20 protein-coding genes are annotated in these 23,942 nt (G+C 61.8%); 10 read left to right on the top strand and 10 right to left on the bottom strand.

All coding sequences use genetic code 11. From position 1 onward, the window contains the following. Nucleotides 1-213: 213 nt before the first annotated feature. Both LAB08_RS20495 and LAB08_RS20490 read right to left on the bottom strand, forming a co-directional pair. On the bottom strand, nt 214-711 hold the full coding sequence (locus tag LAB08_RS20495) for an SRPBCC family protein (protein ID WP_096509989.1): 498 nt from the start codon (nt 709-711) through the stop codon (nt 214-216). Nucleotides 712-728: 17 nt separating this feature from the next. Further along, nucleotides 729-1,502: an SDR family oxidoreductase gene (locus LAB08_RS20490; RefSeq protein ID WP_096509990.1), complete on the bottom strand. Its 774-nt coding sequence runs from the start codon at nt 1,500-1,502 to the stop codon at nt 729-731. A gap of 382 nt (nt 1,503-1,884) precedes the next feature. On the opposite strand from LAB08_RS20490, the gene LAB08_RS20485 reads away from it, so the two are divergent. From LAB08_RS20485 to dmpG, 4 genes are read left to right on the top strand one after another with little or no spacing between them, the layout of a single operon-like run. After that, nucleotides 1,885-2,727, top strand: coding sequence for an alpha/beta fold hydrolase (locus LAB08_RS20485; RefSeq protein WP_096509991.1), 843 nt, complete (start codon nt 1,885-1,887; stop codon nt 2,725-2,727). Then, complete coding sequence (locus LAB08_RS20480) at nt 2,724-3,515, top strand: fumarylacetoacetate hydrolase family protein (protein WP_096509992.1); 792 nt, start codon at nt 2,724-2,726, stop codon at nt 3,513-3,515. Before LAB08_RS20485 ends, LAB08_RS20480 begins: the two co-directional genes overlap by 4 nt. A gap of 19 nt (nt 3,516-3,534) precedes the next feature. Then, complete coding sequence (locus tag LAB08_RS20475; protein WP_096509993.1) at nt 3,535-4,443, top strand: acetaldehyde dehydrogenase (acetylating); 909 nt, start codon at nt 3,535-3,537, stop codon at nt 4,441-4,443. Between the two features lie 12 nt (nt 4,444-4,455). Beyond that, on the top strand, nt 4,456-5,490 hold the full coding sequence (gene dmpG / locus LAB08_RS20470) for a 4-hydroxy-2-oxovalerate aldolase (protein WP_096509994.1): 1,035 nt from the start codon (nt 4,456-4,458) through the stop codon (nt 5,488-5,490). A 51-nt stretch (nt 5,491-5,541) separates the two neighbouring features. On the opposite strand, the gene LAB08_RS20465 is transcribed toward dmpG, so the two are convergent. From LAB08_RS20465 to LAB08_RS20450, 4 genes are all read right to left on the bottom strand, one after another. Beyond that, a complete protein-coding gene (locus LAB08_RS20465; protein WP_172901577.1) occupies nt 5,542-5,709 on the bottom strand; it encodes a hypothetical protein in 168 nt (55 codons plus the stop codon). 763 nt (nt 5,710-6,472) lie between these two features. Next, on the bottom strand, nt 6,473-7,021 hold the full coding sequence (gene nudE / locus LAB08_RS20460; protein WP_096509995.1) for an ADP compounds hydrolase NudE: 549 nt from the start codon (nt 7,019-7,021) through the stop codon (nt 6,473-6,475). Between the two features lie 87 nt (nt 7,022-7,108). After that, entirely contained in the window at nt 7,109-8,239 is a 1,131-nt protein-coding gene (locus LAB08_RS20455; RefSeq protein WP_096509996.1) for a helix-turn-helix transcriptional regulator, read from the bottom strand. A 136-nt stretch (nt 8,240-8,375) separates the two neighbouring features. Next, nucleotides 8,376-9,419 carry a 3-ketosteroid-9-alpha-monooxygenase, oxygenase component gene (locus LAB08_RS20450; protein ID WP_096515271.1) on the bottom strand — a complete coding sequence of 348 codons (1,044 nt, stop codon included), beginning with the start codon at nt 9,417-9,419 and terminating at the stop codon, nt 8,376-8,378. A gap of 145 nt (nt 9,420-9,564) precedes the next feature. On the opposite strand from LAB08_RS20450, the gene LAB08_RS20445 reads away from it, so the two are divergent. From LAB08_RS20445 to LAB08_RS20430, 4 genes are all read left to right on the top strand, one after another. Further along, complete coding sequence (locus tag LAB08_RS20445) at nt 9,565-10,404, top strand: SDR family NAD(P)-dependent oxidoreductase (RefSeq protein WP_096509997.1); 840 nt, start codon at nt 9,565-9,567, stop codon at nt 10,402-10,404. After that, a complete protein-coding gene (gene lipP1 / locus LAB08_RS20440; protein ID WP_096509998.1) occupies nt 10,391-11,317 on the top strand; it encodes a LipP1 family hormone-sensitive lipase in 927 nt (308 codons plus the stop codon). Before LAB08_RS20445 ends, lipP1 begins: the two co-directional genes overlap by 14 nt. Nucleotides 11,318-11,322: 5 nt before the next feature. Further along, nucleotides 11,323-12,438 carry a 3,4-dihydroxy-2-butanone-4-phosphate synthase gene (locus LAB08_RS20435; protein WP_096515273.1) on the top strand — a complete coding sequence of 372 codons (1,116 nt, stop codon included), beginning with the start codon at nt 11,323-11,325 and terminating at the stop codon, nt 12,436-12,438. Between the two features lie 848 nt (nt 12,439-13,286). After that, nucleotides 13,287-14,234, top strand: a complete 948-nt coding sequence (locus tag LAB08_RS20430) for an IS110 family transposase (RefSeq protein ID WP_217910633.1) — start codon at nt 13,287-13,289, stop codon at nt 14,232-14,234. Between the two features lie 184 nt (nt 14,235-14,418). Here LAB08_RS20430 and surE read toward each other — a convergent pair whose 3' ends face one another. The 3 genes from surE to LAB08_RS20415 form a co-directional block, all read right to left on the bottom strand. Beyond that, complete coding sequence (surE, locus tag LAB08_RS20425) at nt 14,419-15,396, bottom strand: 5'/3'-nucleotidase SurE (protein ID WP_096509999.1); 978 nt, start codon at nt 15,394-15,396, stop codon at nt 14,419-14,421. Between the two features lie 78 nt (nt 15,397-15,474). Continuing rightward, the gene (locus LAB08_RS20420; protein ID WP_096510000.1) at nt 15,475-16,854 is read right to left on the bottom strand and encodes a DUF1329 domain-containing protein; all 1,380 of its coding nucleotides are present in this window, start codon (nt 16,852-16,854) and stop codon (nt 15,475-15,477) included. 23 nt (nt 16,855-16,877) lie between these two features. Next, nucleotides 16,878-18,455 (bottom strand): DUF1302 domain-containing protein, encoded by a 1,578-nt coding sequence (locus LAB08_RS20415; RefSeq protein WP_096510001.1) that lies wholly within the window; start codon nt 18,453-18,455, stop codon nt 16,878-16,880. Between the two features lie 1,122 nt (nt 18,456-19,577). On the opposite strand from LAB08_RS20415, the gene LAB08_RS20410 reads away from it, so the two are divergent. Next, the gene (locus LAB08_RS20410; protein ID WP_096510003.1) at nt 19,578-21,320 is read left to right on the top strand and encodes an FAD-binding protein; all 1,743 of its coding nucleotides are present in this window, start codon (nt 19,578-19,580) and stop codon (nt 21,318-21,320) included. Continuing rightward, complete coding sequence (locus tag LAB08_RS20405) at nt 21,317-22,189, top strand: SDR family NAD(P)-dependent oxidoreductase (protein ID WP_096510004.1); 873 nt, start codon at nt 21,317-21,319, stop codon at nt 22,187-22,189. The genes LAB08_RS20410 and LAB08_RS20405 overlap by 4 nt, the downstream gene beginning before the upstream one ends. A gap of 149 nt (nt 22,190-22,338) precedes the next feature. Here LAB08_RS20405 and LAB08_RS20400 read toward each other — a convergent pair whose 3' ends face one another. Beyond that, nucleotides 22,339-23,919, bottom strand: a complete 1,581-nt coding sequence (locus tag LAB08_RS20400) for a FadD3 family acyl-CoA ligase (RefSeq protein WP_096510005.1) — start codon at nt 23,917-23,919, stop codon at nt 22,339-22,341. Nucleotides 23,920-23,942: the final 23 nt, after the last annotated feature.

The raw sequence follows: 23,942 nt of genomic DNA, 5'->3' as shown, positions 1-23,942 counted from the left end.
GGGCAGGCACATCCAATAGTGATGTCGACTGACACACCGCTTTCGCGAGCAGGCTCGCTCCCACAAGGTTAAGCCTCGATTCCAGTTTCAATGGTCGACGCAAACCCACTGTAGGAGCGAGCCTGCTCGCGAAGGGGCCGGCACATCCAGCATCAATGCCACCTGACAAGCCGCCATCGCGGGCAAGCCTTGCTCCCACAGGGAAAGTGGTGTTTACAGGGCAGAGTTCAACGTACGTCCCTGAACCAGATCGGCATTCTGGGTTTTGCCGGTTTCGTAATAGGCCTTGAGGTTTAGGGCGATCTCGCGCACCACCTTGTTGAACGCCTTGCCCAGCAACCCCTCCACCAGCCGGCCACCGCGCAGGCTGTAGCTCATCCGGGTGGTAATGCGCGTGGCGTCGCCCTCGGCTTGCAGGGTGTAGCTGAAGCAGGCCTCGCGAAAGGGGAAAGGTGCGCCGCCACTGGCCTTGTGCAGGACCAACACAAAGCCGACGCCTTCCTGCCATTGCACCACGGTCTCATCCAGCCATTGCCCACCCTTTCGAAACACCCGGCGGCTGGCGCCCACGCCTTCATGGGCGCCTGGGTGAAACTGGCAACCGGTCAAGCCCGGTACGTAGTGCGGGGCTAGGCTCAGGTCGCGCAATTTCGCCCACGCGGCTGGCAGGCTGAGGTCGAGCAGGACGCTGTGGCTGGCAATCGCAGACATGGTGCAACTCCTGGTTTTCAATGGGATAGGGCCGCGTCAAGAAACGCAGGTCGTTCACCGCCGCCGTGCACGGCAATATCCGCGCCGCTGACATAACGTGCCAGCGGTGAGGCCAGGTACAGACAGGCATCGCCGATATCTTCAGGATTTGCCAGGCGCTGCAACGGAATGGTCGCTGCCACCCGGGCGATTCCGGCGTCGTCGCCATAATGCATGGCTGCCTGCTCGGTGAGTATCAACCCGGCCGTCACGGCGTTGATCCGCACCTTGGGCGCCCACTCCACGGCCAGCGAGGTGGTCAGGTTGAGCAACCCGGCCTTGGCCGCGCCATAGGCGGCGGTGCCGGGAGACGGGCGGGTGGCGCTGACGCTGCAGATATTGATGATCGCGCCACCCTCGGGCTGCGCCTGCATCACCCGGTTGGCCTGCTGACACAGATTCAGCGGCGCCAGCAGGTTCAGGCGGATGATCGATTCGCTGAAGCGCGGCGAGGCACTGGCGGCCTCGGCGTTCGGTGAGCCGCCGGCGTTGTTGACCAGCACATCGAGGCGACCGAAGCGCTCGACAATTCGCTCGATCAACCGCCCCGATTGCTCGACATCCCGCAGATCGCAAGGCACAAACAGCGCCTCACGCCCGCCACTGGCTGGCAAGGTCTGCGGGGCTTCGCGACCGCAGATCACGACGTCGGCGCCGTATTCGAGAAAGCGCTGGCTGATGCCGCGCCCGACCCCTTTGCCACCGCCGGTAACCAGTACCACTTTGCCGCGAAAGTCCATCGGATCAAGCATGGGTGCCTCGTCTTGTGGTTCGGAAATGCTTCCGATGCTAGGTCTGGCGACTCCATTGGCCAACGTCCGATAAGACTAGAGGACGAGGCTGTGTAGGAGCTGGCTTGCCAGCGAAGAGGACCTCGAGCCGTGCACCGCCAAGGCGGACGCCTTCGCCGGCAAGCCGGCTCCTACAGGTGTTGCGTCAGCCGCGAATTGTTCATTCAACCCAATCACTGTGGGAGCTGGCTTGCCAGCGAAGAGGGCCTTGAGATTTGCACCGCCCATGCGGACGCCTTCGCCGGCAAGCCGGCTCCTGCCGTCGCGTAGTCCTGTCGGACGATGTTGATTGCCCGGCCCCTCGGAATAATCCGATGACAACAACAGGCCGGGAGGACACCTTATGGGCGCTTCAGCGCAAGGGCACTTCGTTACGCTGCCGGATGGACTGCAGCTGCACTATCAAGATATCGGCGAGCAAGACATCGGCAGCGGCGAGCCGGTTATTTTCGTTCACGGCAGCGGACCGGGTGCCAGCGGTCACAGCAACTTCAAACAGAATTACCCGGTGTTCGCCGACGCGGGCTACCGCGTCATCGTCCCCGACCTGCCGGGCTACGGCGCTTCGGACAAACCCGACACCCTCTACACCCTCGATTTCTTCGTCACCGCCCTGAGCGGTCTGCTCGACGCCCTGGATATCCAGCGATGCGTGCTGGTCGGCAACTCCCTGGGCGGCGCCATCGCGATCAAACTGGCGCTCGACCAGCCGCAACGGGTCAGCCGCCTGGTGCTGATGGCCCCCGGTGGCCTGATGGAAAAAGAGCAGTACTACCTGCAAATGGAAGGCATCCAGAAAATGGGCGCGGCCTTCGCCAAGGGTGAGCTGAACGACGCGGCGGGCATGCGTCGCTTGCTGGCGCTGCAATTGTTTGACGACACCCTGATCAGCGACGAGACGGTCAACGAACGAGTGGCCGTGGTGCAGCAGCAGCCGGTCTGTGTGCTGTCGACCATGCAAGTGCCGAACATGACCGAGCGCCTGGGCGAATTGCAGCGCCCGATCCTCGGGTTCTGGGGCATGAACGACAAATTCTGCCCGGTGTCGGGCGCACACACCATGATGCAGCACTGCCGAAATATTCAATTCGTGCTGCTTAGCGAATGCGGACATTGGGTCCAGGTCGAGCACCGTGAACGGTTCAATCGCCAGTGCCTCGCATTCCTCGGGGAGGCCCGCCGATGAGCGTGCAATTGCGCCGCGAGTTCGGCGAAGAGCTGTATCAGGCGCTGCTGAGCGGCCGCACGCTGGCGCCGCTGACCGAGCGTTGGCCGGCGATCAGCATCGAAGACGCCTACCACATTTCCCTCTACAGCATCGAACGGCGAGTGGCGGCCGGGGATGAGATCGTCGGCAAGAAAATCGGCGTGACCTCGGCGGCGGTGCAGCAGATGCTCAATGTGCATCAGCCGGATTTCGGTTTTATCACCCGGCAAATGTCCTTCGCCGATGACGCCCGGATTTCCCTGTCTGCCAATAAGCTGATCCAGCCCCGGGCCGAAGGTGAGATTGCCTTCAAGCTCAAGCGCGATCTGGTCGGCCCCGGCATCACCGAAGCCGATGTGCTGGACGCCACCGCATACGTGATGCCGTGTTTCGAGATTGTCGATTCGCGGATCCGCGACTGGCGCATCCGCATCCAGGACACCGTTGCCGACAATGCGTCCTGCGGGGTGTTCGTGCTGGGCGACAGCCAGGTCGACCCGCGCGAGCTGGACCTGCCCAACCTGCGCATGCGCGTGTCGAAAAACGGTGCGCCCCTCAGTGAGGGCCTCGGCTCGGCGGTGCAGGGCAATCCGCTGACCGCCGTGGCCTGGCTGGCCAATACCCTGGGCGCCTTCGGCATTCCGTTCAAGGCGGGGGAAATCATTCTCTCGGGCTCGCTGGTGCCGCTGGAACCGGCCCGTGCCGGCGACAGTTTCTCATTGACCATCGATGGCCTGAGCAGTGCCCGGGTGTCTTTCTGCGCCTGACCTGTGGGGATTTAACCGGATGAGCAAGAAACTCAGAGCGGCCATTATCGGCCCCGGCAACATCGGCACCGACTTGCTGATGAAAATGTATCGATCCGAGTGGATCGAACCGGTGTGGATGGTCGGCGTCGACCCGCAATCCGAAGGGCTCAAACGTGCCCGGGAAATGGGGGTGAAGACCACCGCCGAGGGTGTTGACGGCTTGCTGCCCCACGTTCTTGACGACGATATTCGCATCGCCTTCGATGCCACCTCGGCCTACGTCCATGCCGAAAACAGCCGCAAGCTCAACGAGCTGGGCGTGATCATGATCGATCTCACGCCGGCGGCCATCGGCCCGTTTTGCGTGCCGCCGGTCAACCTCAAGGAGCACGCGGCAACGCTGGCGATGAACGTCAACATGGTCACCTGCGGTGGCCAGGCAACCATCCCGATGGTGGCGGCGGTGTCGCGGGTGCAACCGGTGAGTTATGGCGAGATTGTCGCCACCGTTTCCTCCGGTTCGGTGGGCCCGGGCACGCGGCAGAACATCGACGAATTCACCCGCACCACGGCCGGTGCGGTGGAACGGATCGGCGGTGCCCGGCGCGGCAAGGCCATCATCGTGATCAACCCGGCCGAGCCGCCGCTGATGATGCGCGACACCATCCACTGCCTGACCGATGACGAGCCGAACCAGGATGCGATCCGCACCTCGGTGCTGGAAATGGTTCGTGAAGTGCAGCGCTATGTGCCCGGCTACAAGCTGATCAACGGGCCGGTGTTCGACGGGCGCAAGGTGTCGATCTTCATCGAGGTCGAGGGCCTGGGCGACTTCCTGCCCAAATCCGCCGGTAACCTCGACATCATGACCGCCGCCGGCTTGCGCACCGCCGAGATGTTCGCCGAAGAAGCCCACAAGGGCGCCCTGCAACTGCCCGTTCGCTGAGTGGAGATGAGCATGAATTTACAAGGTAAAAGCGTCCGTCTGCACGACATGAGCCTGCGCGACGGCATGCACGCCAAGCAGCACCAGATCAGCCTGGAGCAGATGATCAGCGTTGCGACCGGCTTGGATGCGGCTGGTGTGCCGCTGATCGAAATCACCCATGGCGATGGCTTGGGCGGCGCGTCGCTGAACTACGGTTTTCCGGCCCACAGCGACGAGGAATATTTCTCGGCGGTGATCCCGTTGATGAAGCAGGCCAAGGTCTCGGCGTTGTTGCTGCCGGGGATCGGCACCCTCGATCACCTGAAGATGGCCCATGAACACGGGGTTTCGACGATTCGCGTGGCGACCCATTGCACCGAGGCGGATGTGTCCGGCCAGCACATCGGTATGGCGGCGAAGATGGGCCTCGACACCGTCGGCTTCCTGATGATGGCGCACATGGTCAGCGCCGAACAACTGCTGGAGCAGGCGCGGCTGATGGAGAGCTACGGCGCCAATTGCATCTACTGCACCGACTCGGCCGGCTACATGCTGCCCGACGAAGTGACGCAAAAGATCGGCACCTTGCGCGCCGGGCTGAATACCGGGACTGAAGTCGGTTTTCATGGTCATCACAACATGGGCATGGCGATTGCCAACTCGCTGGCGGCTATCGAAGCGGGCGCTGCGCGAATCGATGGTTCGGTCGCGGGGCTCGGCGCCGGGGCCGGCAATACGCCGCTGGAAGTGTTTGTGGCGGTGCTGGAGCGGATGGGAGTCAACAGTGGCGTCGATTTGTACCGGATCATGGACGTTGCCGAAGACCTGGTGGTGCCCATGATGGACCAACCGATCCGCCTCGATCGCGATGCCCTGACCCTGGGGTATGCGGGGGTCTACAGTTCGTTCCTGCTGTTTGCCAAGCGTGCCGAGCAGAAGTACGGCATTGCGGCTCGTGAGTTGCTGGTGGAATTGGGGCGACGCGGTACGGTGGGCGGTCAGGAAGACATGATCGAAGACCTGGTGCTGACCCTGTCGCGGTCACGGGGTGTGTTGCCGACCTGATCCTTGAAACACTGAAAACCACCGGTCTTGTTTACAGGGCCGGTGGTTTTTTTATGGGAGCAGATTGCGCACCAGCGGCGGATAACAGTTGATGGCCGCGCTCGAACAGCTGAAATACGCCGTGGTCGGGCGGTAGGCTTCATTCTTGAACAACTCGCACAGGCTGGCGGTACTGCCGGCGCAAACGAGGATGAACAGGGCAAAAGTGGCTTTTCGCATGGCGAACCTCGACATGGATTTTATTGTTGTAGAGGCACGTTATGGCGACTGGCGATGTGTGGCTTCGTCCGAATGGACTACCCGATCCATTTCAACCCACCCCCCCAATCCCCTGTGGGAGCAAGGCATGCCCGCGATGGCGGTGTGTCAGACAGCAGTGATGTTGAAGGTGCCGGCCTCATCGCGAGCAGGCTCGCTCCCACAGTGATGTGGTGGTGTACATAGAGTTTGCTGACAAACATTGGTCCTTTGTGGGGGCGAGCCTGCTCGCGAAGGCGGTGTGTCAGGCGACAGTGATGTTGAAGGTGCCGGCCTCTTCGCGAGCAGGCTCGCTCCCACAGTGATGTGGTGGTGTACATAGAGTTTGCTGACAAACACCAGTCCTTTGTGGGAGCGAGCCTGCTCGCGAAGGCGGTGTGTCAGGCGACAGTGATGTTGAAGGTGCCGGACTCTTCGCGAGCAGGCTCGCTCCCACAGTGATGTGGTGGTGTACATAGAGTTTGCTGACAAACACCAGTCCTTTGTGGGAGCGAGCCTGCTCGCGAAGGCGGTGTGTCAGGCGACAGTGATGTTGAAGGTGCCGGCCTCTTCGCGAGCAGGCTCGCTCCCACAGTGATGTGGTGGTGTACATAGAGTTTGCTGACAAACACCGGTCCTTTGTGGGGGCGAGCCTGCTCGCGAAGGCGGTGTGTCAGGCGACAGTGATGTTGAAGTTGCCGGCCTCATCGCGGGCAAGCCTTGCTCCCACAGGGTTTGTGGTGTGTCAGGTACGTCGGGCGAGGGCGGACGTGGCCATGAACAGGGCGGCAATGGCCCGGGCTTCATTGAGTTCGCCTCGGGCTACCAGTTCGGGGATCTGTGCCATTGGCACCCGCAGGCATTCCAGGGGTTCGGGTTCGTCGCCGGTCAGTTTGCAGGGGCTCAGTTGTTCGGCCAGTACCACTCGGTAGCGGTGACACAGGTGGCCCGGCGCCAATGTCAGCTCGCCAAGTTCACTAAGGCGTGCAGCACGCATACCGACTTCCTCGCAAAGTTCGCGCTGCGCCGCCTGCAGGTAGTCTTCATCGGGCTCTGCGCCGCCCTTGGGCAGGCCGAGCACGGTCTTCTCGACGCCCACCGCATACTCCCGGACCAGCAACACATGCAGCGGATCAGGCATCGCCACCACCATCACCGAGCGATACCCCGTACCGCGCAGGCGTTCATAGACCCGCTGCTGGCCATTGCTGAATTGCAGGTGCAAGGCTTCGATCTGAAAGTAGCCGCTTTCAGCCAGCAGCTCGGTCTTGAGGATGGTCGGACAATTGCGCATGGTCAGGCCCCTGGTTGGGATAGACACACTGTGCGCCTTGCCTGTGAGGGCGCCATCGTCCAAGCGGACGAGGGCGCAAGCCGTGTACTAACCGAGCGTCGCCACACTGCGCAGGATCAGGCGCACCAACATGGTCTGGCGAGTCACGCCAGTCTTGGAGAAGGTCGAGCGCAAATGAGCCCGCGAGGTGTTGCGGCTGATACCGAGTTCTTCCGAGGCTTCGTCCAGGGTCAGACCATTGGCCAACAGCATCGCCAGTTGGGTTTCCGCCGGGGTGAAGTCGAACAGTGCGCGCACGATCTCCTGGGGCGCGGTGGATTGCTGCTCCGGGTCGCTGATGAAAATCACCACCGTGGGGCACTGCTTGCCTTCGCTCCAGTCTGTCAGCGGCACCGAACGCACGATGATCCCCAGATCGGCCTTTCCGGACGGCCGTTGCACCCGCAGGGCCTCGACCACCGATGGATTGCTGCTCTTCTGCGACAACAGCGACTGTTTCACCAGGCGCCGGAATTCCTGGGTGTCACGGGCGGTCCCGACCTGCAGGCCGTCGTTGACCAGTTTGATGCCGTCCTTTTCCTGGATCAGTCGATCGGCGACCTGGTTGGTTTGCAGCACCTTGCCGGCCTCGTCGAGGATGATCGTGCCGACCGCCATCTGATTCACCGCCCCGGCGTACAGGTTGCGCTCGGCCTCGATGCGATTGAGCTGCATGTGGATCTTGATCGAGCGTTCCAGGTGCGGGATGAAATGGGTGAGCAGGGCTTTTTCTTCGTTGCCGAACGGCTTGTCGTCACGCCCGCGGCTGATGCGGATCCGGCACTGGGCGCCGTCACTGGTGTTGATGTCGGCGCCGAGAATGTGGAACACGTCGACCGGTTCGAGGAAGTTCTTGTAGAACTCCGATTGCTGCCAGTCGTCGTTGGAGACGAACTCGGCGAGGGTCACCACCTGGCGATTGGGCAGGTCGACGAACGGGTCGAGGCTGAAAAAATGTTTGTTATAGGACGCGGTCGCCTCGGTCGAGGTGCCGGTGGTGTTGACCATCAAGCCATCCACATGGGCACTGGGTGGACGCAGGATGAAGGTCACGTACTTGCTATTCAGATACACATTGAGCTGATTGAGAAAGGTCGCCCAGGGAATGTTTTCCAGCGGCCCCTGATAGAGGTTGCCGAGCAAATCACTGAACGTATCGAGGCTGAGGTCCTGCTGCATAGGGAAAAACCGTTCTTATTATTAGCGTTGGCGGTGGCCGAGAATAAGCGCCGATATCGGCTCCATGCAACGCTCGGGCTCAGGGCCTGACGGGCGGCTGCCGGGCAGGCCCGTGGCGGGCGAAAGGCCGTTGCCGTCAGACCCGTTCGCTGGCGCGCACGACAAATTTCTTGTGTTCCAGCACGTCCGCCGCCAACGCCTCGACGTCGGTGTAGAACTGCTCGTACCAGCGGCGCAACTGATACACCGGGCCATCGCCGTCACACAGCAGCGGGTTGTCGACGCGGGTCTTGCTGTGCCAGATCGCCACGTCTTCGTAAAAGGCTTCCTGGGCCTGCTGCACGTAGGCCTTGGCCATCGCCTGATTCTGCTCTTCGCTGAGCCCCGGAATCTTTTTCACCAGCACGCCGTAACGCAGGGTGAAACTGTCCAGGTCGATCGGTACATGGCAGTTGAGCAGGATCGAATGGATCGGCTGGCCGTTCATGGCGCCGGTCATTTCGGTGATCTGATAGGCCGGGCCGTAATAGGTGGCCACGGTGCTCAGCACGCTGTCACCGGACAGCCGCTCGCTGCGGGCGCTCATGATCTGGGTGGCCAAATGGCCTTCGAAGATATTGCTGAATGCCTCGACCGGCGCGCCATGCACGGTGCCGAAGTGCGCCATGTCGGCGATGTTGTCGATCAGTTCGCGGCAGTGGGTGCCGATCTGCAATTCGGCGACTTCCCACGCCGCCCACTCTTCACTGAAGCAGGCATCGATGCGCGGGATGCGTTGCTCGGGCAGTGGCGGGTTGCCCTGCGGGTCATTCCAGACGAACAGCAGATGGTTTTCTTCCATCAGCGGCCAGCTTTTGATTTTGGCCCGCGGCGGAATGCGCTTGGCATAGGGAATGTCATCGCAGACGCCATCGGCGCCCCAGCGCCAGGCGTGGAAGGGGCAGCGGATCGAGTTGCCTTCGACGCAACCGGTACTGAGGTCGGCGCCCATGTGCGGGCAGTAGCCATCGAGAATATGCAGCTCGCCGTCTTCGCCCTGGAAGGCCACCAACTTTGTGCCGAACACCTCCAGGCGATGGGGCTTGCCGTCGCGGTATTGGGCCGCCAGGCCCAGGCAGTGCCAGCCTCGGGCGTAACGATCTTCCAGCAGTCTGGCTTCGATGCGGTGCAGGGTACTCATCTTATTGTTCTCCCAGGGTTCACGGGTTTGGCGCATGTCACGGATTCTGCCGCGCCTGTGAAAGCGGGCATCGTCTGAATGGACGATGGCCGCCCGGCGATGGCCCGCTCTACTGGCGCCATTGGACCCAGTGCAGGAGTTGGCGATGAACAATGAACATGGCCCGGTGGCAGTGATTACCGGCGCCGCCAGTGGTATTGGCAGAGGCCTGGCCGAGCACGCGGCGAAGCTGGGCATGCGCCTGGTACTGGCCGATCGGGATGCGGCAGGCCTGCAAACCTTTTGCGATCATTTGCTGGCTGGCGGCGTACAGGCGTTGGCCTGTGTGACCGATGTTGGCGACCCGGCGCAGGTCGAGCGTTTGCGCGACCGTACCGTCGAGCACTTTGGCGGGGTGGACCTGTTGTTCAATAATGCCGGGGTGATGCAGACCGGCTACAGCTGGGAAATCACCCGGGCGCAATGGGACCGGATGCTCACCGTCAATCTGGACGGGGTGATCAATGGCATTCGCGCTTTCGTGCCGCTGTTCTTGCGCCAGGGGCGGGCCGCCCATGTGATCAACACCGCCTCCCTGGCAGGGCTGGTCAGCAGCCCGTTGATGGCGCCGTACAACGTGACCAAGCAAGCGGTGGTCGCACTGTCGGAAACCCTGCACTACGAACTGGCGATGCTCGGCGCACCGGTGTCGGTTTCGGTGCTGTGCCCGGGGCCGGTCGCCAGTGAAATCATGGCGTCGAACCAGGTGGTGGACGCCGCCGGTTCGTCCTTCAGCCAACTGCTCGACGGCACCATTCGCCAAGGCATGTCGCCGGGAGAGCTGGCCGCGCAGGTGTTCGACGCCATCGCGCAAAAACGCTTCTGGATCCTGCCGCACAAAGGCTTCGAACCAGCGCTGGAGCGACGGGTGCGGAGCATCCTTGAACAAACCAATCCCGTCTTTCAAATGACCGATGTAGAGGAAGATTCCCATGCCGCTCGATAAGCAGATCGCCGCGGTGCTCCAGCAGTTTCGCGATCTGCCGGAGCCCGATTTCAGCCAGCTCGACGCCGTGCAATACCGGCAGTTCAGCGACAACCTGCTGCCCGCCATCCCCGGCGATCCGATGATCGAAGTGCGTGACCTGAAGGTTACAGGTGCCGCAGGTCTACTCGATGCGCGGCTGTATCGCCCACTGGAAGAGGACAATCTGCCGCTGCTGGTGTTCTTCCACGGCGGCGGCTTTGTCATGGGCAATCTTGTTACCCACGACAACCTTTGCCGTTCTCTGGCGCGCCAGTCAGAGGCGGTGGTGGTGTCGGTGGCCTATCGACTGGCACCGGAACATCATTTTCCGGCGGCCCCCCTCGATTGCTATGCGGCCACGTGCTGGCTGGTCGAGCATGCGGATGAGCTCGGCATCGACGCAAGTCGCCTGGCGCTGGCCGGGGACAGCGCAGGGGGCAACCTGGCGCTGGCGGTCAGTCGTTTGGCGGCGCAACGCAAGGGGCCGAAAATCAGTTACCAGTGCCTGTTCTATCCGGTGACCGATGCCCGCTGCGACAGTCAGTCCTATGAGGATTTTGCCGAAGGTTATTTTCTGTCCAGCGCGATGATGTACTGGTTCTGGCAACAATATTTGCAGGATACCGGGCAGGGGGATGATCCTCTGGCTTCGCCGTTGCGGGCCAACAGTATGGCGGGTTTGCCGCCGACCACGCTCATCACCGCCGAATTCGATCCGTTGCGTGATGAAGGCGAGGCTTTTGCCCGGTGCCTGCTGCAGGCGGGTGTATCGGTGCGCCTGCAACGCTGCGAAGGCATGATTCACGGGTTCATCAGCATGGCTCCGTTTGTCGAGGGCGCTGCATTGGCCTTGGCCGACGCCGCGGCCGATCTGCGCAGGGCACTCAATTGAACGGCGTGGCGAGCCCGGCATTCGATACGGTGCCGCAGTTGATCGAGGCCATTGCCGCTGGGCAAATGGTGGTCATCACCGACGATGAGCACAACGGCGAAGGCTCGTTGTTGATGGCCGCCGAACACTGTGGCGCCGAGGCGGTCACGTTCATGGCGGTGCAGGCGCGCGGGCTGATTTGCCTGGCCTTGACCGAACAACGCTGCCGCGCGCTGGGGCTGGACCTGATGGTGCCCCATTCACGGGCGCAGCATGGCGTGGGGTTTACCCGCTCGATCGAAGCGGCGACCGGGGTGTCCACCGGCATTTCAGCGGCAGACCGGGCGCGTTCGATTCAGGTCGCGGTCGATCCTGTCAGTGGTCCGGCAGATCTGGTTCAACCGGGGCATATCTTCCCGGTGCAGGCATTGCCCGGCGGGGTGATGCAGCGCGCCGGGCATGTCGAGGCGGCGTGCGACCTGACGCGGCTTGCGGGCCTGCAACCGGCAGCGGCGCTGGTGGGAATTCTGAACGAGGAAGGGGCGTTGGCTCGTGGCAACGAACTGCACGAATTTGCCCGCCGTCATGGCCTGCGAATCGGCAGCGTTGCCGACTTGATCCACCACCGCATTCTGTACGAAGGCACGATCGAGCGCGGGGGGGAGTATCCGCTGCATACCCGTCATGGCGAGTTTCGGGTAACGACCTATCAGGACACCTATCAAGGCGCGCTGCATCTGGCACTGGTCAAGGGCCGGATCGACAGTACGCAGCCGGTTCTGGTACGGGTGCAGAGCATTGAAACGCTGCGTGATGCGCTGGGTTGCGAAAGCGAAGGCGGGGCCCAGCAGTGGACCCTGGAGCGCTCCCTGGCAAGCATCGCGGCGGCTGGCAATGGCGTACTGGTGTTGCTGGCTCAAAAGGAAACCGCCGATGGCGTGCTCGAACAACTGCGCCTGCGTAGCGGCGGCAAGCCAAGGGCGCCACAGTTTCCGCAGCGGACCCTGGGCATCGGCGCACAGATCCTGCGGGACCAGAACGTGCGCAAGATGCGCCTGATGAGTTCACCGGTGCCGTACAAGGCTGTTTCCGGGTTTGATCTGGAAGTGACCGAATTCGTGCCGTTCCAACCCGAATCCTGAGTCGAACACAGTACCTGTGGGAGCGAGCCTGCTCGCGAAGACGGCTTGATAGGCGACATTGATGTTGAATGTGCCGGCCTCTTCGCGAGCAGGCTCGCTCCCACAAGGGATTTGCGGGGGTGGCGAATTTAGTGTTCACCGAAGATCAAACTGTAGGAGCGAGCCTGCTCGCGAAGGCGGCTTGATAGGCGACATTGATGTTGAATGTGCCGGCCTCTTCGCGAGCAGGCTCGCTCCCACAAGGGATTTGCGGGGGTGGCGAATTTAGTGTTCACCGAAGATCAAACTGTAGGAGCGAGCCTGCTCGCGAAGGCGGCTTGATAGGCGACATTGATGTTGAATGTGCCGGCCTCTTCGCGAGCAGGCTCGCTCCCACAAGGGATTTGCGGGGGTGGCGGATTTAGTGTTCACCGAAGATCAAACTGTAGGAGCGAGCCTGCTCGCGAAGACGGCTTGATAGGCGACATTGATGTTGAATGTGCCGGCCTCTTCGCGAGCAGGCTCGCTCCCACAAGGGATTTGCGGGGGGTGGCGGATTTAGTGTTCACCGAAGATCAAACTGTAGGAGCGAGCCTGCTCGCGAAGGCGGCTTGATAGGCGACATTGATGTTGAATGTGCCGGCCTCTTCGCGAGCAGGCTCGCTTGTATGGTAGGACTTGAAGGGAGGAGGAGGGACAAGGCTCGATTCTGACTGTTGACGCAGTACAGACTGTGGGAGAGTTCGCCCCTCCTCCTTTCACCCAAGCGCCGATAAAGAATGCTTCTGGCTAGGACCGACGATAGGAACAAGCCTGCGCCCCTGGGTGAGCCCTTCAAGTGCTTAAAACCATATCTCGGAGGAAATCCTATGGCAATGCCGGTTCCAGTCTTAAAGCCGATCGTGGGCGTGGATGTCGCCAAGAACGAACTGGTGATCTATCACGCCGAACTGGACCTGCTCGAAAAAATCCCCAACAACAAGGTAGCCATTGGTAAATGGTTAAAAGAATTGGCGGGGCCGGTGGCTATTGCCATCGAAGCCACCAATATCTACCACTTGGAGTTCGCTGACTTGGCCTATGAGGCCGGCTGCGTGATTTACATGGTGGGCGGTTATGAGCTCAAGCATTACCGCGAAGGTGTGAAGATTCGCGCCAAAACCGATGCGCTGGATGCCAAGCTACTTGCTCGGTATCTGAAAAATGAACAGGAAGAGCTTCACCCATGGACCCCGCCGTCACCGCTATACCGCCAGCTCCTGAGCCTTTTCCGCCGTCGGGCCGCCTTGGTCCAGGCAAGGGTTGGACTGGTGCAAAGCTGGTCGAATGAGCCCCTGCTGAAGGCGGCTTTTACCGAGCAAATAAAGTCCATGCAGCAGCTCGAGACGCTGATCGAAAAGACGATCAACGATCAGCTCAAGGAAGCCGGTTTGCTCGGTCAGCTGAAACGTTGCCTGAAAGTTGAAGGCATCGGATTTTTGACCGGTGCGCGCCTGATTACAGCGTTTCAGCGCGGAGACTTCAGAAATGCAGATGCCTTCATCGCCTTTCTGGGAATGGATTTACGGGTGGCAAAATCAGGGCAAAAGGACGCTCGCCGGAGTTTGACCAAGCGAGGCGATCCAGAGGCCCGTCGGCTTTTGCACAATGCGGCCATGTCGGCGAGTCGTACCGAGACCTGGAAAGGGTTTTACCAGGAGCAAAGAAGCCGAGGTTTCAGCACCACCCAGGCACTGGTGATGCTGGCCCGCAAGCTTGCTCGGCTGGTATTCGCCCTGTTGAAAGGACAGAGCGAATACCAGCCGAAAACCAGATGAGGGCTTCCCCTCAACCATAGAATCTCCCACAAGGGATTTGCGGGGGGTGGCGGATTTAGTGTTCACCGAAGATCGCTCTGTAGGAGCGAGCCTGCTCGCGAAGGCGGCTTGATAGGCGACATTGATGTTGAATGTGCCGGCCTCTTCGCGAGCAGGCTCGCTCCCACAAAGGGTTTGCGTTGGATTAAGGTTTGAGGTCCCGCAACATCTTCCTGGCTTGATCTTGCACCGCATCCGGTGCGGTCATGTTGCCGTCGATCACGGTGATGACCGCATGACCTTGCCACAATTGGTACGCATCGGCTTTTTGTTGCGCCGCCGTAGGTGTCGGTGGCGCGGCCAGGTTGACGTGGACCAGGCCGTCGGCGCCGCGCTGGGAGGTGAAGTTCACGCGATCCCAATTACCGATCGGGGCGAAACTCACGCCTTTGACGTCGCTGGCGGGCAACGCTGGATAGTTGATGTTCAGCCCGCTGACCCCTGGTAAACCGAGCACGTTCAGTTCGCATTGGCGTTTGTTTTTTTCACAGGCCTGTCGGGCTGGAGCACCCGCGAGGCTGGCTTTTTCGATGACCTTCACCGCAAACCGCGCCGTATCATCCATGGCGCCCAGGGTCTTGCGATAGCCAGCCTGCTGATCGCGCATGATCAGATCCATATCGATGGCCGTGGACACCGCCACCGCGGGGATCCCCTTGAACATCGCGCGTACTGCTGCGTTGAGGGTGCCGGACATCTGCGTCAGCGGGCCGACGTTTTCACCGAAGTTGCTGCCCGAGACCACCAGGTCCGGTGGCGTGTCCTTGAGCAGCACATCCAGCCCGACGTTGACCGCATCCACCGGCGTGCCAATCGCCGAGGTCTTGCCGACAGGTGGTGTATAGCCTTCAGGCGGACCCACGCAAAACCTGCCCGGTGCCAGTTCAGTCACCGCCAGCGCCTGGCCAGGCACGACCACGCTGGCGGCACTGATGCCGCTGCTGTCGTTCAACGGGCCAACCAGGGTCACCTTGTGCCCGGCGGCAGTCAGTGCGCGGTACATCGCGTCGATGCCAGGCGCGCGGCAACCATCGTCGTTGGTCAGCAGTATGTTCAAGGCATTGGCGTGCATCGACAGACCGACGCCCGCCAGGGCGATGACGCCCGTGAGGAGTTTGTTCATGGAGAGTCTTCCGTGAATTGAGCAAATTGAGAAAAGCACAACGCCCCGACCGAATGAATCGGCCGGGGCGCGGCGGGTTTAGCGGGTGCCGAGTTTGCGCAGGTTGCCAGGGGTGAATTCGTCTTCCGTGAAGGCGGTGGCATTGAGCTTGGCCGGTTTCTGGTCGATCAGCATGCGGTCAACCAGATACGAGCCGGCGATCAGGTCATGGTAGATCCCGAGGCGAGCGTGGTAGCGCTGTAGCTCGTAGGCGTAGATCGAGGTCTGCATGTTGGTGCGCCACAGTTGGCCACGGCTGTCGTAGTTGTCGGCCAGGGTGGCGGACCAGGTGTCCTCGTCCAGGTACAGCACGCGCTTGGCGTACACGTGGCGGGCACCTTCCTTGAGGCTGGCCTGCAACACCCAGACGCGGTGCTTCTCGTAGCGCATGTACTGCGGATCGACATGGCCGGTGGTGGCCAGGATCTGGTCGGCCGTTACGCTGGGGTCGTCGATCTTGTAGTTGTGGTACGGAATGTAGATTTCCTTTTTGCCGACGATGGTCCAGTTGTAGCGGTCCGGTGCGCCGTTGAACAAGCGGTCTTCGTCGTACACACGGAACCCACCGGCACCGGTCGGTGAGTCGTAGCCCACGGTTGGTGCGCGACGTACCCGACGTTGGCCCGGGCTGTATTGCCAGGCCTGGCGCGGGGCGGCGGTCGGGTTGATGAACTCGTGACCGACGACGATCTCGCCTTTCTTGCGCACCGGTTCCAGGGTGGTGATCAGGAAGTTGGTGAGCACACCGTTGGCCGTCTCCAGGGTCTTGTCCGGACTGGACCAGATCGAGAAGATCTTGTAGTTGACTTCTTCGAGTACCTTTTCCTTGTTGGCGTACACCACGGCCTGGCCGTAGTTGGCTTCTTCAGTATTGGCGCGCCCCTGCAAGGTATGGTTGAACATCAACTCGCTGCCGTTCTTCGGGATCGGGAACGGCGAGGCACCCCAGGCGTTTTTCGTGTCGTTGTTGTCATTGTCGAGTTCGGCAGTGACGGCGTTTTTCTTGATCTGGTCTTCCAGGCGCTGATCGAGGCGGAAGTCGCGGTGGCTCGGGTACACCGGGATCTTGAATGTATCAGGGTAGCGCTTGAGCAACGCTTTCTGGCCATCGGTGAGGTTGTCGGCGTACTTGTCCATGTTCCTGGCATCGATCACGAACAACGGTTTTTCCGCGGCGTACGGGTCCGGGTACGGCGTGCCGGGGCCGGCGTATTTGAGCTGCGGCGGCAGGCCGCGCCATTTGCCCGTCCAGGCCGGGATACTGCCGTCGGCGTTGCCGGCCTTTTCGGCGCCCATCGGGGTCAGGTCCTGACCCAGGCGGGCGGCTTCCTGGTCGCTGACCTTGGCCTGGGCCAGGCCACTGCTCAACAGGCTGACGGCCAGCGCCGTGCCCAACAAGGTGTGGGTGAATCTAGACATGCTGTGCTCCTCCTACTGGGGAATCAGAACCGGTACTTGAAGTTGAGCGCGACGTTGTCGCGGTCGGCCAACGGGCTGTTGTTGGCATTGCCCAGGTAGGCGTTGTAACGGGCTTCAACGGTGAAGTTGCCCAGGTAACGCCATGAGCTGCCGATGCTCGCGCGGTTGTCGTTCTGGCCCGCGTTGATCGAGCCCACCAGCGAGCTGTCACCATGTGCGGCGGCGCTGAAGGTGACGGGCACCGACATGTCCCAACCGCTGAATACGTCGTTGTAATCAAAGTTCGCCTGAACCGTGTAGCCCCAGGCATCGCGGTCATAGACCAGGCTGTCGGTGCCCGGCAACGAGAAGCCGGGAGCCAGGGTCACTGGCTGCGATTTGTCATTGCTGAGCACGGTGTTGTAGACCAGCTCGCCGGTCAGGGTGGTGTTGTCCGCCCATGAAGTCGGGCCGACCACGTAGATCATCGACGTCTGCGCCTGCATGGTTTTGCCGCGCACCGGGCTGGAGAATCCGTTGTCGACCATCACCGGCTGACCGTCACGGTAACTGACTTCGCCGGCCCAGCTCACGCTGCCTAGCACCGTGGAGAAACTCGCACCGTACTGGTCGATGTTGTCGAAGTAGCGCACCCGGTAGTGCCCCAGGTCCGTCTGGAAATCCAGCGACGGGGTCTTGTCGTGATAGCGCGAGTAGTAAATGCCGAACTCGGTGTTGTTCAGCGACTCGGCTGCATAGGTAAACGCCAGACCGTACTGGCCGCTGTTACTTGGCTTGTCATCGCCCAGGCGGGTGAGGAAACCGGTGGCATCGTTGAAGCCGCCCTCGTCGATGAAGTCGGTGGTGGAGAAGTAGCTGCCGACACCGAACAGTTGGGTCTTTTCCCATTTGTATTGGTAGTAGGCCTGCACATCCAGGCTGTCGGTCAGGCTGAACTGGGTGAACAGCTGGCCGACCGGCAACAGGATTTCCTTGACCTCGACGCCGGGCGTGGTCGCCTTGGTCGCGTCCACCGGGCTTTGCGCGGCGGAAATGCCGGGGTAGAACAGGCTTTCGCCCCAGCTCACCACCTGATTACCGAGGCGCGCGTTGAGGTTGTGGCCGCCCAGGTCCCAGGTGCCATAGGCGTAGTAGTCGAGCATGCGCAATTCATCGCGGTGCTGATCGATGGTGTCCTGGGAGAATCGGTCGGGACGGCTGCAATGACCGCCGGCGAAGCAGTTCGAGGTGCCGGTGTCGTTGTCGTTGCCCTGGTCGTAGACGTTGTCGTAGAAACCCGTCGCCCGGACGAACACGCCGTAATCGTCTTGCCACTTGATGTTGGCTTCGGTGAGAAAGCCACTGCGGTTGTTGATCAGGCTGCCCTTGTCGAACGCGTTGTCGCCGTCGTTGGCATCAGCATTGGCCGTCAGTTTGTGATCGCGAGACTCGGTCCGCCAGGCCAGGCTGTAGGTCAGTGTGGTGTCCCAGTCGATGCTCAAGTCTTCGCTTGGCTGAAAGCTCATGGCGTTAACGTGAGCGCTTAGTCCGCCAGCCAGCAACAGCAAGGCCAGCTGTACGCGAGGGTGCTGTGTTGGTGGGGCGATTATTGTTTTTATCATGTCGTCCTCATGCCCAGGTCAGAGCAGCCCGACCTGTATTTGCGGGGGGTGATTGGTGCTGGGGGCGACTATGGAGTCACGTCTTGTGCGTAACATCGTCCAAGCGGACTAAGCGATTTGCAGGGGGGGAGCGCTTGATCACCTATGTGGGAGCGAGCCTGCTCGCGAAGGCGGCTTGGTAGCCGACCTGTCTCTTGCTGACCGGGTACATATCCATTGCTGCGGTAACGGCTGCTTATGGTTTCGCCCTTACGGCGAGGCACTTTTTTCAAACGCCAAAAAAGTACCCAAGAAGGCTCGCCCCGGCGTCCGGCCCCTCGCCAAGGCTCGGGGTTCCTTCGCTCCGGTATCCATCCGGGGACACTGCCCTCCGGTTGGCTTCGCTGCACCTACATGCAGCGTGTTCGACTGCGTCGAACGGCGCTGCGCGCCACTCCCCGGATGAACACCTCTACTCAGCCTCCCGAAGGGTCGGGTGGATCAAGATCAAAAGCTTGCAGGCGAGCTAACGCTCGGCCTGTTGAGTGGTGAGAAGCAGGTGTACACCGTCCCCTGTGGGAGCTGGCTTGTCGGGGCGCCGCATCGCAGCGAAGGCGGCCTGGCAGCCGATGTGTCTCTTGCGGATGTACCCAATCCCTTGTGGGGAGCGAGCCTGCTCGCGAAAAACGACCAGGCACCGCGTTTATTCAGGCAGGGCGCGTAATCGTTGACGTCCTTCGCGAGCAGGCTCGCTCCCACAGGGGATCGGGGCATGCCGAGCCTGGGCGAGGCACCGAGTGGTGGGGCAAGAGCGTTTTGGTTACTTTGCGCCGGGCGGCGTTCCGCTTTTCAAAGTGACCCGCTGTAAGAGCGGAACCATAAGTGGCCGTAACCGCAGCAACGGATATGTACACCATCAAAATCCATGTCGCCTGACACAAAGCCATCGCTGCGATGCAGCGACCCGACAAGCCAGCTCCTACAGGGATATGGGGCGGATGCACGGAGCACCAGCCCCCGCCTTAGTCCTATCGGACGATGAACACCCAGCCCGTGCGGCGAACAATCCCGAGACCGACTGCACCGGGCGAAGATCCGGCAGCGGCGGTTTTTGCCTGATGGGCGCTGAACAAGGGTGACCGCATGAACGCTGCCGCAATTAAATGGGACGAGTGCTGTGATGTGCTGGTGATTGGCTCGGGCGCGGGGGGTATGACCGCTGCACTGCGTGCCCACGACCTGGGCCTGAATGCGCTGTTGATCGAAAAAAGCGCCGAGTATGGCGGCACCTCGGCGGTGTCCGGCGGTGGTATCTGGATCCCCGACAACCACCGGATCAAAGCCCTCGGTGGCAGTGATTCGGCCGCCGAGGCCATCGCCTACATTCGCGCGGTGACCCATGGCGAGATCGATGATGGGCGCATCGAAGCATACGTCGAGCACGGCCGGGAGATGGTCGAATACCTCGAACGCCAGACCCGCGTGCGTTTCGAGGCACAACCCCGCTACGCCGATTACTACCCCGAAGTCGAAGGCGGAAAACCGGGCTATCGCTCCATGGACCCGCAACCGTTTGACGCCGCCGAACTGGGCGAAGAATTCCTGCATATGCGCGCACCATCCCCCGGCACCCTGATGATGGGGCGCATGGCAATGACCATGAAAGAGGCGCAGGTTTTGCTGTGCCGTGGGCCTGGCTGGTTGCGCCTGACACTGCGTGTGATGTGGCGTTACTGGCGTGATCGTGAGGGCCGGCGCTTGTCCCGCCGAGATCGCTACCTGACGCTGGGCAATGCCTTGATCGGTGCCTTGCGCTGTTCATTGCAGGATCGCGGCAAGTCGCTGTGGCTCAACTGTGCACTGGAAGAGTTGCTGATCGTCGGAGATCGGGTCGGTGGCGCACGGGTCTGTCGCAATGGGCTGATGCTCAACGTCAAGGCGCGCTATGGCGTGATCATCGCCGCCGGTGGTTTCGAGCGTAACCAGGCGATGCGCGCACAGTATCTGCCGCAGCCGTCCCAGGCCCTTTGGAGCGCCACGCCGCCGCACAATACCGGCGACGGCATTCGTGCCGGCCAGGCCATCGGCGCGCGCACAGCCCTGATGGACCACAGCTGGTGGGCGCCGACCACCCATGTCCAGGGCGAGGAAAAACAGCGCGCGCTGTTCGTTGAGCGGACGTTGCCGGGGTGCGTGATGGTCAATTCCGCCGGTGAGCGTTTCGTCAACGAAGCCGCGCCCTACACCGATATCGTCTACGCCATGTACGCCAACGACCGCAAAGCCGCGGTGAGTGTGCCGTGCTGGATGGTGTTCGACGCCGAGTTCCGCCGTAAGTACCCCTGCGGCGCTTTGTTGCCCGGCTATGCCCAGCGCGACTGGCAGTTGCCCGAGCACTTGCGCACGTACTTCCACAAGGCACCGACCCTTGAGGCATTGGCCACTGAAATCGGCGTGGACGCCGGTGGACTGGTGCGCACGGTGCAGCGCTTCAACGGTATGGCGGTGCAGGGTGTCGACGAAGATTTCCACAAGGGCGAGTCGCTGTTCGATCGCTACTACGGCGATCCGGGCGTAAAACCCAATCCGTGTCTGGCGCCGCTGCTCAAGGGGCCGTTCTACGCGGTGCGCATCGACGCCGGGGACATCGGCACCAAGGGTGGTTTGCTCACCGACGTTCACGCCCGTGTGTTGCATGAAGACGGACATCCCATCGACGGCCTGTACGCCATCGGCAACAGCGCCGCTTCGATGATGGGCCGTACCTATCCGGGCGCCGGCTCGACCATTGGTCCGGCCATGACCTTCGGGTATCTGGCGGCCAATCACATCAAGCACCAGAGCGAAACGGTCTCGGGTAAAGCGTTGTTCGGGAGTGTCGAATGAACAGTCAGCAGGTTGCAGTCGTCACGGGCGCCAGTCGTGGGGTTGGCCGGGGCATTGCCCTGGCGTTGGGGGCAGCGGGCATGACGGTGTTCGTCACCGGCCGTGCTCCGGAACACGGCGGTTCGAATCTGTACGGGCATGCCTTGCGTGGCTCGCTGGAGGACACCGCTGCCGCGATTACAGCGGCGGGTGGACGCGGCATCGCGGTGGTCTGCGATCATGCCGACGATGGGCAGGTGCAGGCGCTGTTCGCAAGGGTCGAGCAGGAATGCGGGCACCTGGATCTACTGGTGAACAATGCCGCGTTCATCCATGACCAGTTGATCGAGCCGGGCCCGTTCTGGGCCAAACCGCTGGACCTGGTGCGGATAATCGATGTGGGTTTGCGCTCGGCGTACATCGCCAGCTACTACGCGGCGCCGTTGTTGTTGCGCAGTGCTCAAGGACTGATCTGTTTTACCTCGTCATTCGGCGCCGGGTGCTACATGCACGGACCGGCATACGGTGCGCAGAAGGCCGGTATCGACAAGCTGGCGGCGGACATGGCGGTGGATTTTGAAGGGCAGGGCGTGGCGGCGCTGTCGCTGTGGCTGGGCCCGCAACTGACCGAACGTACGCGGATTGCCGGTGAACAGCATGGCGAGCAATACCGGGCGTTTCTGGCGGATGCCGAAACCCCGCAATTCAATGGCCGGGTGATTCATGCCTTGCTCAACGATCCGCAGTTGATGACGTTCTCCGGACGAACCCTGATCACCGCCGAAATCGCCCGGGGTTATGGCATCAGTGAAGCCGAGGGTCGCCAGCCGCCATCCCATCGCGCCATGCTTGGCGAGCCGCGCCGACAGCATCCGGCGCGGGTCATCTAAGTTCACGATCTTCAAGACAACATAAGAACCTGTGGGAGCGGGCTTGCCCGCGATGGCGGTGTGTCAGTCAACATCAATGTTGAAGCTGACGCCCTCATCGCGGGCAAGCCCGCTCCCACGGGTATTCGGTTGCTGAAGTATTGTGGTAGTCAGTCGACACTCACCAAAGCCCACTCCCGCAACACATTCTTGGTCACCTTGCCCGCCGCATTCAGCGGCATGCTCTCAAGCACCTGCACCCGACGCGGAACCTTGTAGTTGGCCATCTGCTCGCGGCACCAGGCCAGGAACCTTGCCTCCTCGATCTCGATGCCCGGTGCCGGCAGCAGAAAAGCCATCGCCACTTCGCCCATCCGCTCGTCAGGAATGCCAATGACCGCCACTTGCGCCACCCCCGGATACGTCAGCAGGCACTGCTCGATTTCCGCCGGGTACACATTGAAACCGCCGGTGATGAACATGTCCTTGAGCCGGTCGGTGATGCGCAGATAACCCTGCTCGTCGAGTACGCCGATGTCCCCGGTGTGCAGCCAGCCATCGGCATCGAGCATTTCCCGGCTCGCTTGGGGATTGTTGAAATAACCCTGCATCAGGTTGTAGCCGCGTATCTGTACTTCGCCGGGGACATTGGCCGGCTGGCTGCGACCATTGCTGCCAACACAGCGGACCTCCACGCCAGGCATCGCCCGGCCGCTGGTGTTGGCCACGCGATCCGCGTCGTCACCGGGGCGGCAGATCGTGGCAAAGCCGCAAACTTCGGTCAGGCCGTAGGCGGTGACGATGGTGGCGAAACCGAGCTCGTCGCGCATGCGATGGATCATCTCCACCGGAATCGCCGCCGCACCGGTCACCGCCACCCGCAATGAACTCAAATCGAAAGCGTCGCGTTGCGGATGAGCGAGCAGTGATTGATAGAGCGTCGGCGGCCCCGGCAACACGGTGATGCGCTCGCGCTGCACGCATTCAAGCACCGCCTGCACATCGAACACCTGCTGCGGCAAGATCGTGCAGCCACGCATCAGCGCCGCCAGCCAACCGGCCTTATAGCCGAAGGAGTGGAAGAACGGATTGACGATCAGGTAGCGATCGCCCTCACGCAAACCGACGATATCGCTCCAGTCGCGCACGATTCGCAGATTTTGACCGTGGCAGGTCTTGACCCCTTTGGGCTTGCCGGTCGTGCCCGAGGTGAACAGCAAATCGGACAGGGCTTGCGGGCCGACCTGTTGCTCACGGGTGCGCAGGGCCAATTGCGGCAGGTCGGCCGCCAGGTCCAGGAACGTCTCCCACCGCAGGGTGCCGGAACCTGCACCGCGCAGGGTGACGATGTGACGCAGGGCTGGCAGGTCTTCAGTGGCCAGCATGCCCGGGTAGTCCACTCCGAGAAACTCGCCGATGGCGAATAAAACACAGGCGCCGCTCTCGCGCAGGATGTAACCGGCCTCGCTGCCCTTCATGCGGGTGTTGAGCGGCACCAGTGCGGCACCGATGCTCTGCAGCGCCCCGGCAGCCACGATCCACTCCCAGATGTTTGGCGCCCAGATCGCCACCCGGTCTCCGACCTGAACGTCCAGCGCCAGTAGCGCGCGGGCGGCCTGGCGGCGCAAGCGGTCGAGTTCCCGGTAGCTGATCGAGCGCCCCGAATCCTCGATGGCCGGGCGATCGCCGAAGGCCTGGGCTGTGTTGGCGAACAGTTGAGCGATGGTCAGTGCGGTGGCGACAGGCGGCATGGGGCCTCCCCGGTTAGAAGACT

This window comes from Pseudomonas izuensis (assembly GCF_002356535.2).
GTDB lineage: Bacteria > Pseudomonadota > Gammaproteobacteria > Pseudomonadales > Pseudomonadaceae > Aquipseudomonas > Aquipseudomonas izuensis.
This window is presented reverse-complemented; position numbering and strand designations above follow the sequence as displayed.

Excerpts from the sequence above, each read along its gene's own strand:
- LAB08_RS20400 (WP_096510005.1), bottom strand. The coding sequence starts at position 23,919 with ATGCCGCCTGTCGCCACCGCACTGACCATCGCTCAACTGTTCGCCAAC.
- LAB08_RS20485 (WP_096509991.1), top strand. The coding sequence starts at position 1,885 with ATGGGCGCTTCAGCGCAAGGGCACTTCGTTACGCTGCCGGATGGACTG.
- LAB08_RS20410 (WP_096510003.1), top strand. The coding sequence starts at position 19,578 with ATGAACGCTGCCGCAATTAAATGGGACGAGTGCTGTGATGTGCTGGTG.
- LAB08_RS20495 (WP_096509989.1), bottom strand. The coding sequence starts at position 711 with ATGTCTGCGATTGCCAGCCACAGCGTCCTGCTCGACCTCAGCCTGCCA.
- LAB08_RS20405 (WP_096510004.1), top strand. The coding sequence starts at position 21,317 with ATGAACAGTCAGCAGGTTGCAGTCGTCACGGGCGCCAGTCGTGGGGTT.
- LAB08_RS20480 (WP_096509992.1), top strand. The coding sequence starts at position 2,724 with ATGAGCGTGCAATTGCGCCGCGAGTTCGGCGAAGAGCTGTATCAGGCG.
- dmpG (WP_096509994.1), top strand. The coding sequence starts at position 4,456 with ATGAATTTACAAGGTAAAAGCGTCCGTCTGCACGACATGAGCCTGCGC.
- surE (WP_096509999.1), bottom strand. The coding sequence starts at position 15,396 with ATGAACAAACTCCTCACGGGCGTCATCGCCCTGGCGGGCGTCGGTCTG.
- LAB08_RS20445 (WP_096509997.1), top strand. The coding sequence starts at position 9,565 with ATGAACAATGAACATGGCCCGGTGGCAGTGATTACCGGCGCCGCCAGT.
- LAB08_RS20455 (WP_096509996.1), bottom strand. The coding sequence starts at position 8,239 with ATGCAGCAGGACCTCAGCCTCGATACGTTCAGTGATTTGCTCGGCAAC.
- lipP1 (WP_096509998.1), top strand. The coding sequence starts at position 10,391 with ATGCCGCTCGATAAGCAGATCGCCGCGGTGCTCCAGCAGTTTCGCGAT.
- LAB08_RS20420 (WP_096510000.1), bottom strand. The coding sequence starts at position 16,854 with ATGTCTAGATTCACCCACACCTTGTTGGGCACGGCGCTGGCCGTCAGC.
- nudE (WP_096509995.1), bottom strand. The coding sequence starts at position 7,021 with ATGCGCAATTGTCCGACCATCCTCAAGACCGAGCTGCTGGCTGAAAGC.
- LAB08_RS20475 (WP_096509993.1), top strand. The coding sequence starts at position 3,535 with ATGAGCAAGAAACTCAGAGCGGCCATTATCGGCCCCGGCAACATCGGC.
- LAB08_RS20465 (WP_172901577.1), bottom strand. The coding sequence starts at position 5,709 with ATGCGAAAAGCCACTTTTGCCCTGTTCATCCTCGTTTGCGCCGGCAGT.
- LAB08_RS20430 (WP_217910633.1), top strand. The coding sequence starts at position 13,287 with ATGGCAATGCCGGTTCCAGTCTTAAAGCCGATCGTGGGCGTGGATGTC.
- LAB08_RS20490 (WP_096509990.1), bottom strand. The coding sequence starts at position 1,502 with ATGCTTGATCCGATGGACTTTCGCGGCAAAGTGGTACTGGTTACCGGC.
- LAB08_RS20450 (WP_096515271.1), bottom strand. The coding sequence starts at position 9,419 with ATGAGTACCCTGCACCGCATCGAAGCCAGACTGCTGGAAGATCGTTAC.
- LAB08_RS20415 (WP_096510001.1), bottom strand. The coding sequence starts at position 18,455 with ATGATAAAAACAATAATCGCCCCACCAACACAGCACCCTCGCGTACAG.